Origin of the sequence: Streptomyces sp. NPDC056224, assembly GCF_042267665.1 — a bacterium.
Classification (GTDB): Bacteria; Actinomycetota; Actinomycetes; order Streptomycetales; family Streptomycetaceae; genus Streptomyces.
Window position 1 is genome coordinate 234437 of the sequence record NZ_JBHJTK010000004.1, and the last position, 6075, is coordinate 240511.

7 protein-coding genes are annotated in these 6075 nt (G+C 69.8%); 5 read left to right on the forward strand and 2 right to left on the reverse strand.

The features are described from left to right. Positions 1-14: 14 nt before the first annotated feature. A complete protein-coding gene (locus tag ACFCZ1_RS08410) occupies positions 15-416 on the reverse strand; it encodes a PleD family two-component system response regulator (protein ID WP_376677607.1) in 402 nt (133 codons plus the stop codon). A 124-nt stretch (positions 417-540) separates the two neighbouring features. Here ACFCZ1_RS08410 and ACFCZ1_RS08415 point away from each other — a divergent pair, with 124 nt between their 5' ends. Both ACFCZ1_RS08415 and ACFCZ1_RS08420 read left to right on the forward strand, forming a co-directional pair. Further along, positions 541-837 (forward strand): hypothetical protein, encoded by a 297-nt coding sequence (locus ACFCZ1_RS08415; RefSeq protein ID WP_376677608.1) that lies wholly within the window; start codon positions 541-543, stop codon positions 835-837. Between the two features lie 55 nt (positions 838-892). Next, positions 893-1039, forward strand: coding sequence for a hypothetical protein (locus ACFCZ1_RS08420; RefSeq protein ID WP_376677609.1), 147 nt, complete (start codon positions 893-895; stop codon positions 1037-1039). Between the two features lie 72 nt (positions 1040-1111). On the opposite strand, the gene ACFCZ1_RS08425 is transcribed toward ACFCZ1_RS08420, so the two are convergent. Continuing rightward, positions 1112-1840, reverse strand: a complete 729-nt coding sequence (locus ACFCZ1_RS08425) for a DUF480 domain-containing protein (RefSeq protein WP_376677610.1) — start codon at positions 1838-1840, stop codon at positions 1112-1114. Between the two features lie 264 nt (positions 1841-2104). On the opposite strand from ACFCZ1_RS08425, the gene ACFCZ1_RS08430 reads away from it, so the two are divergent. The 3 genes from ACFCZ1_RS08430 to ACFCZ1_RS08440 all read left to right on the forward strand — a co-directional run bounded on the left by ACFCZ1_RS08430 (position 2105) and on the right by ACFCZ1_RS08440 (position 5943). Further along, positions 2105-3112, forward strand: a complete 1008-nt coding sequence (locus tag ACFCZ1_RS08430) for a hypothetical protein (RefSeq protein ID WP_376677611.1) — start codon at positions 2105-2107, stop codon at positions 3110-3112. 48 nt (positions 3113-3160) lie between these two features. Further along, positions 3161-4315 carry a serine hydrolase domain-containing protein gene (locus ACFCZ1_RS08435; RefSeq protein WP_376677612.1) on the forward strand — a complete coding sequence of 385 codons (1155 nt, stop codon included), beginning with the start codon at positions 3161-3163 and terminating at the stop codon, positions 4313-4315. Positions 4316-4548: 233 nt separating this feature from the next. Then, positions 4549-5943, forward strand: coding sequence for an MFS transporter (locus ACFCZ1_RS08440; RefSeq protein ID WP_376677710.1), 1395 nt, complete (start codon positions 4549-4551; stop codon positions 5941-5943). Positions 5944-6075 lie beyond the last annotated feature (132 nt).

Sequence of the window (6075 nt, forward strand, 5' to 3'; positions counted from 1 at the left end):
TGTCTGCGCGACCCCTAAGGCGTATTGCCCCGGGCCGTGGGGCGCGCCAAGCGCTCGACGCGGGTCAGGAACTCCTTCGGATGGAACGGCTTCGCGAGGCAGTCGTCCACCCCGGCCTCCAGCGCGCGGGCCGTGCACTCCGGGTCCGCGGGCGGCAGCGCGAGGATCGGCACCCGCCCGTGACCGGGGGACCGGCGGATCTCCTCGAACAGCGCGACCTCGTCCAGCCCCGGCCCGGTGCGCTCGCAGACCACCAGGGCGATCGGACCGGCACTCTCCAGCAGGGCCACGGTGTCCGCCCCGGTCCCGCCGTCGACCACCGCGAAGCCCCCGCCCACGAGGAGGCGCTCCAGCAGCGTCCGGAGCGTACGGTCCTTCGCCACGAGAAGGATCTTGTCCGGGGAAGCGCTGCTCATGGTGTCCTTGTTCCGTCCGATGCCGACCTGCCACAGAGCCGACCTCGTGACTTTTGCCCGCCGTAGTCCTCACAGAGCGTACGGGTTCTTGCATGCCCCGAGTAACGGTGTCTAGCGTCGGGCCATGACCACCGAGCCGCAGCGCTTCGAAATCCTGTTGGTGCCCGAGCACGTCAAGAACCGGAGCGGCGCGCCCGAGCCCCAGGAGGACCATCCCCTGAGGTCGGCCGTGGTGGAGGCGACCGGCGCCACGGGCGCTTCCGGCTACCCCCGCTACACCGGGGAGGGGATGGAGGCCGACATCGACCCGGCCTCGCGCACGGTCGAGGCCCTGCTCGTCGACGGTTACGAGCTGGACCCCGGCATGACGGCCCTCATCGCTCCCGAACCCCGGAAGGGAACGGGCCGGAAGCACCAGTAGGCCCCCGTCCGCCGGCGCGGATGCGGCGACGCCCGGGCTGTCGGACCCTGGACCCATGTCACAGCAGCAGCCCGGTCCGCGCTGGCGGACGCCCCCGCCGCCGAAGCACAGCACGGCGAAGGTCCTCGCCTTCTCGTGCCTGGGCGTGATCCTCCTGCTCCTGCTGCTCGCCCTCGCCGTCCTGCTCGTCGGAGCGGGCTGACCGCGTCCCCCGCACGGGGGAGCGGTTCCGTCCGAGGGGAACGGGTGGCCCGTCGTGCCGCTCTCCAACGTCTCAGTCGGATGCGTTTCGCCTCGCGGCATCGTCCTGCCGCCATTCCTCGGCCGCCCGGATCATGGCCCGGCCGACGTGCTCGAAGAAGTGGCCGATGTCCTGCATCCGGGTGCCGGCGGGTGTCGCGGTGCCGAGGACCTGGGCGCCGCGAAGGGCGAAGTCGGCCAGCAGGGTGTTCTGACGGGCGCTGGCCATCCAGCCGCGGAACCAGGCATCGGCGTCGATGACGTACCGGTCGCGTCGCCGGCCCGTGTCGCGCTCGCGCCTGATGAGTTCCTGCTGTTCGAGTTCGCCGACGGCCTTGGAGACCGACGCGGGGCTGACCTGGAGGCGTTGAGCGAGCTCGGCGGCGGTCAGGCTGCCTCCGTCGGTGACGTACAGGCACGTCAGTACTCGGGCGGTCATCCGGGGGAGACCCGTTCCGACCATCATCGCCGTGAACTGTTCCTCCAGTTCGAGGACAGCCTCCGGGTCGCGTCCGTGTGCGTCGCTCGCGGTCGGTGAGGCGGCCGGGGCCGGGTACTGCTTGCGGCGGCGGGCGCGCCCCGTGGTGGCGCGATGGGCCGCGTCGGCCCGATAGGCGGCGGGGCCGCCGTTGCGGGCCACCTCCCGGGTGACGGTGGAGACGGGCCTGCCCAGGCGCCCGGCGACGTCGGTGTAGCTGAGTCCTTCCCTCAACCCCTCGGCGATCTCCAGTCGCTCGTGGTGGGTCAGTCTGCCTCCAGGCATCGGCATTGCCTCCGTGTCAGGTCCGCGCGTGTGGCCAGTATTGCTTTCACGGCCAGTTCATTGCAAATCCTGCGAGCCTTCATTTGCATTCGTCTTCACTGTCATTGCAAGAGTTCCCTGCTTTGACCTGCGTATTTGCGCGCTGTATCGCCTTTTTGATTGACGGAAGAGTGAAAGCAATTTAGCTTTTAGTCATTCGCGAACAAGCGATGTGATCCGAGCAGGCCCGGACGAGGGCTGCTCGTCGCTCTGATCGGAGCCCTCATGACGTCCTTCCTCGCCCCCGTGCGCGCCTGGCACCGGCCGCTGACGGTCTGCGCCGCCCTCATGTTCGTCCTGGTGCTCGTCTCCGGCGTCGGTACCGTCGTCGACGGACGGACGCTGCTGGACGAGTCGGTGTGGGTGAAGCCGCTCAAGTTCGGCTTCGCCTTCGGCCTCTACGCGGGCACGCTGGCATGGCTGCTGACCAAGCTGACCAGGGGCAGGCGGCTGGGACGATGGCTGGGTACCGTCTTCGCGGTGGCCGCCACCGTGGAGGTGGGCGCCATCACCGCCCAGGCGGCGCGCGGCACCTTCAGCCACTTCAACGCGGACCAGACCGACCCGGTCACCCTCGCTCTGGTCCCTCTCCTCACCTCCGGCGTGATGGTCATCGTCATCGCGCAGTTGATCCTCGCGGTCGTCGTCCTGATCCAGCGCACGGGCGGAGCGGCGCTGAACCGTGCCATCCGCGCCGGTCTCGCGCTCGCCACCTTCGGCATGGTCGTGCCGGTCTTCTGGATGGTCACCGAGATCCACTCCCGTACGGTGACCGACGCCAACGGCCACTCCGTGCAGATGTACCAGGGCCACGGCATCGGTGACCCTGACGGCCACGGCATGCCCCTCACCAACTGGAGCGTGACCGGCGGCGACTTCCGGGTACCGCACTTCTTCGCCCTGCACGGCATCCAGGTGCTCCTCCTGATCACCGCGGTACTGGCCGCCCTGGCCGCCGAGCGCGTCTGGCTTCGCGACGAGAAGGTACGGGCCCGCCTGGTCGGCACTGCCGCCCTCGGCTACACGGGGCTGGTCGCGGTGGTGACCTGGCAGGCGTGGCGCGGACAGTCCCTGATCCACCCGGACACCGCCACCCTCCTCGCCCTCGCCGCGGTGCTGCTGCTCACGGTGGGGACCACCGCACGAGTGATCGTGACCGCCCAGCGCGCCACGGCCCAGCCCGCCGCAGCCCAACAGGCCGGGATTCCTGAGCTTTCCCACCTGGCGCGTTGACGCCACTTCCCTGATCCGACGAACCGAAGTCCTGAAAGGAAGACCAACATGACCAGCCCCTTTTCCGCCGAGGCGACCACAGAAGGCACGCCGACGGTCCCCGCAGCGGCCATCGCGACCACCCCCGACCGCTCCGCCGTGCAGGACGTCCTGGACCGCGCCGCCGCCCCGGGCGGTGCTCCCGGCATCGTCGTCGAAGTACGCGACGGCCGTGGCGCGTGGTTCGGCTCGGCAGGAGTCTCCGACACCCGGACCGGGGCGAAACGCCGGCCGTCCGAGCGGTTCCGGATCGGGAGCACGACGAAGGCGTTCACCGCCACGCTCGTCCTGCAACTGGCGGCCGAAGGCCGGCTGGGACTCGACGACACGATGGAGCAGTGGCTGCCCGGGATGGTGGCGGGCAACGGCTACGACGGCCGTACGATCACCATCCGGCAGCTGCTCAACCACACCAGCGGCATCTTCAACTACGGCAACGACGCGGAGTTCTTCCAGAGGGGCATCGGCGCGGCCTGGTTCCAGCACCGCTACGACACCTACGCCCCCGAGCAGTTGATCAGGATCGGTCTGGCCACCCCGCCGCCCTTCGCTGCGGGGGACGCCTTCCTCTACTCCAACACCAACTACTTCCTGGCCGCCCTGATCGTCGAGAAGGTCACGGGCGGGACGTTCGGTGAAGCGCTCACCCAGCGGATCGTCCAGCCTCTGGGGCTGACCGGGACCTACCTGCCTGGCACGGAACCGGCGATCCGAGGGCCGCACCCCCGGCACTACTCCACCCTCTTCGCCTCCGATGCCCGGCCCGAGGTCCACGACGCGACCGAGATGAACCAGTCCTTCGCGTGGGCGGCCGGTGGCATCATCTCGACCACGGGTGACCTGCAGCGCTTCTTCGGCGCACTGCTCCAAGGTCACCTGCTGCCCGCCGAACAGCAGCGGGAGATGTTCACCACCGTCGACACCACGGGACCCGCCCCGTGGATCCCGGGCACCCGGTACGGCCTGGGCGTGTTCTCCTGGTCACTGCCGTCCGGCGTCACCGTCTGGGGCAACGCGGGCGCGACGTACGGCTCGTGGACCTGTGCCATGGGCTCCCGTGACGGCACGCACGTGCTCACCAGCCAGGTCAACGGCGACTGGAGCGGCCTGGCCGTCTTCGACGGCATCCTCACCACCGAGTTCGGCGCGGCTGCCGCAAGCTGACGGCCGGGAGTTGACGGCCGGAAGTTGACGGGATGCGCGTCCCGCCGGCTCCAGACCTTTTGGCCTGCCGCCCTCCGTCAAGGGCGCCGGGAGGCTCGGCCCCCGGCGGTGTGGTCGCCCGGCACATGAGTGGTTGCCTGATTGTGATGGTCGACCACATATGCCGCTGACCAGCTGACTTCTACGTTGTGCCGACACGGAACGTCCCCCGCGACCACCTGGAAGTGGTGCACATGGTCTCCCCCGCAACGGCTGCGCCGTCCCGGTCGGGCATCGCGCGAATCATCAGCGCAAGCCTGATCGGCACCACCATCGAGTGGTACGACTTCTTCCTCTACGGCTCCGCCGCCGCGCTCGTCTTCAACAAGCTGTTCTTCCCCAGCAGCGAGCCGCTGGTCGGCACGCTCCTCGCCTTCCTCACCTACGCGATCGGCTTCGCGGCCCGCCCGCTCGGCGGCGTGGTCTTCGGCCACTACGGAGACAAGATCGGCCGCAAGAAGCTGCTCGTGCTCAGCCTGCTCATGATGGGCGGCGCCACCTTCGCCATGGGCCTGCTCCCCACCCACGCGAGCATCGGCGTCGGCGCACCGGTCCTGCTCACGCTGCTGCGCCTGGTCCAGGGCTTCGCGCTCGGCGGCGAGTGGGGCGGCGCGGTCCTGCTGGTCTCCGAGCACGGTGACGACGCGAACCGCGGCTTCTGGGCCTCATGGCCCCAGGCCGGCGCTCCCGGCGGCAACCTGCTCGCCACCGGCGTCCTCGCCCTGCTGGCCGCCGTCCAGTCCGACGAGGCCTTCCTCGCCTGGGGCTGGCGGATCCCGTTCCTGCTCTCCGGTGTGCTCGTGGTGATCGGCCTGTGGATCCGCGTGTCGGTGTCCGAATCCCCGCTCTTCCTCGAAGCCCGGGCCAAGGCGGCCGAACAGGCTGCCGCCGGCGCCAAGGAGAAGCCGCCGGTGGTGGAGGTGCTCCGTACGAACTGGCGAGGAGTCCTCACCGCGGTAGGCACCCGTCTCGGCGAGAACGTCTCCTACTACATCCTCACCGCCTTCCTGCTCGTCTACGTCACCGCCCATCTGGGGCTGTCCAAGAGCAACGGCCTGAACGCCGTACTGATCGGCTCCGCCGTCCATTTCGTCACCATCCCGGCGTGGGGAGCGCTCTCGGACCGGATCGGCCGCCGTCCCGTCACGCTCATCGGATCCATCGGGATGACCGGCTGGGCGTTCGCGTTCTTCGCGATGCTCGACTCCAGATCGTTCCCGGTCATCGCCGCCGCCGTCACCGTCGGGCTGCTGTTCCACGGTGCGATGTACGGACCCCAGGCGGCGTTCATCTCCGAGATGTTCGACACCAAGGTCCGCTACTCCGGCGCCTCGATGGGCTCCCAGCTCGCCTCGATCATCGGCGGGGCCCTCGCCCCGATCATCGCGGTGGCCCTGCTCGACGACTACGGCTCCTCCCTGCCGATCTCTGTCTACCTCGCCGCGGCAGCGGTGATCACGAGCGTGACCGTCCTTGCCGCCAAGGAGACGCGCGGGCGTAACCTGGCCCGGCCGTTCGGTCCGACCCCCGTTCCGGTTCCCGGCCGCCGCCAGGCCGGCGCCGATTCGGTGTCCGCCGAGCGGACTTAGACCCTGCCGTGGCGGGGGGGGGGCCGGCGGGCGGCCCCCCCCCCCCCCCCCCCCCGCCCCCCCCCCACCCCCCCCCCCCCACCCCCCCCAAAAAAAAAAAAAAGAAGGCCGACCCAAGAGGGGGGGGGTAGT

Excerpts from the sequence above, each read along its gene's own strand:
- ACFCZ1_RS08410 (WP_376677607.1), bottom strand. The coding sequence starts at position 416 with ATGAGCAGCGCTTCCCCGGACAAGATCCTTCTCGTGGCGAAGGACCGT.
- ACFCZ1_RS08415 (WP_376677608.1), top strand. The coding sequence starts at position 541 with ATGACCACCGAGCCGCAGCGCTTCGAAATCCTGTTGGTGCCCGAGCAC.
- ACFCZ1_RS08420 (WP_376677609.1), top strand. The coding sequence starts at position 893 with ATGTCACAGCAGCAGCCCGGTCCGCGCTGGCGGACGCCCCCGCCGCCG.
- ACFCZ1_RS08425 (WP_376677610.1), bottom strand. The coding sequence starts at position 1,840 with ATGCCTGGAGGCAGACTGACCCACCACGAGCGACTGGAGATCGCCGAG.
- ACFCZ1_RS08430 (WP_376677611.1), top strand. The coding sequence starts at position 2,105 with ATGACGTCCTTCCTCGCCCCCGTGCGCGCCTGGCACCGGCCGCTGACG.
- ACFCZ1_RS08435 (WP_376677612.1), top strand. The coding sequence starts at position 3,161 with ATGACCAGCCCCTTTTCCGCCGAGGCGACCACAGAAGGCACGCCGACG.
- ACFCZ1_RS08440 (WP_376677710.1), top strand. The coding sequence starts at position 4,549 with ATGGTCTCCCCCGCAACGGCTGCGCCGTCCCGGTCGGGCATCGCGCGA.